This is a genomic window from Pseudomonas sp. NFIX28 (genome assembly GCF_900107395.1).
In the GTDB taxonomy this organism is placed as follows: Bacteria; Pseudomonadota; Gammaproteobacteria; order Pseudomonadales; family Pseudomonadaceae; genus Aquipseudomonas.
Map to the genome: position 1 here is coordinate 1 of NZ_FNPW01000040.1, position 1,399 is coordinate 1,399.

Annotated in this window: 1 protein-coding gene; it reads left to right on the top strand. The window is 67.2% G+C overall.

Features of this window, described 5'->3' with window-relative positions; translation table 11 throughout:
- On the top strand, window positions 1-1,399 hold a 1,399-nt coding region (locus tag BLV20_RS30715; RefSeq protein ID WP_092306083.1), incomplete at both ends, for a ShlB/FhaC/HecB family hemolysin secretion/activation protein.

Consider the following 1,399-nt stretch of genomic DNA (forward strand, 5'->3'; position numbering starts at 1 on the left):
TGCTCGAAGAGCAGCGCCGGCGCCTGGAAGAGCTCAAGGATCTGCCCGGTAAAGAGGCCGCTCCCACGGCGCCGACCGCGCCGGCCGACACCCGCTGTTTCCCGATCAAGGACATCGAGCTCAAGGGCGCCGACAGCCTGTCCGCCGCCGAACAGGCGCGCCTGCTGGAGCCCTATATCGGCCAGTGCCTGGGCGTCAGCCAGCTCAACGAACTGCTCAAGGTCATCACCGACCATTACCTGGAAAAGGGCCTGGTGACCAGCCGCGCCTACCTGCCGCAGCAGGACCTGTCCGGCGGCCACTTGAAGGTGCTGGTGGTCGAGGGTCGGCTCGAAGGCTTGAAGGGCGCGGCCGACAGCCAGCTGTCCGAGCGCGAGCTGGCCATGGCTTTTCCCGGCCGGGTCGGCGAGTTGGTCAATCTGCGGGAAATCGAACAGCTGGTGGACCAGCTCAACCGCCTGCCGTCGAACCAGGCGCAGATGGAGCTGACGCCGGGCCAGGCGGTGGGCGGCAGCACCGTGCTGGTCAAGAACACTGCGCAAAAGCCCTGGCGCGCCGGCCTGTCGCGCAGCAACGACGGCCAGCGCAGTACCGGCGAGCAGCAGTGGGGCACCACCTTCGACTGGGACAGCCCGCTGGGGCTGGCCGACCAGCTGATGCTGCGCGGCGGCCACGATGCCATGAGCGACCACCAGCACACCTCCAACAACGCCATGCTCTTTTACAACCTGCCCTGGGGCTGGTGGAACTTCAGCTACACCTACAGCCAGAGCGAGTACCGCTCCCAGGCCCAGGCCAACGGTTTCAGCTTCAAGCAGAGCGGCGACAGCCAGAACCACCAACTGCGCGCCGAGCGGGTGATCCTGCGTGACGCGGTGAGCAAGATCTCGCTGAACGCCGGCCTGGCCTACCTGCGCACCAACAACTTCATCGAAGACAGCAAGCTGGCCCTGAGCAGCAACCGCCTCAGCGAAGCCCAGTTCGGCATCAACCACGGCCGGCGCATCGGCGGTGCCTTCGTCAACCTCGACCTGGGCCTGCAGCACGGCATCGGCGCCTTCGACGCCCAGGACAATGGCCACCCGGGACCCGGCGAGCCGAATGCGCGCTACCGCAAATACACCGCCACCCTCAGCTACCTGCAGCCGTTCAAGCTGTGGGGCGAGTCGTTCAGCTTCAGCAGCCTGATGACCGGCCAGCGCAGCGAAGACGTGCTGTTCAGCCCGCAGCGCACCAGCCTCGGCGGGCTGTCGTCGATCCGTGGCTACAAGGACCAGTCGCTGTCCGGCGACAGCGGCGGTTACTGGCGCAACGACCTGCGCTGGAGCCGCCCGGTGGGCTGGGCCTGGCTGCAGCCATGGTTCGCCGAGTACGGCAGCAGCCTGGGCTACGACCAGGG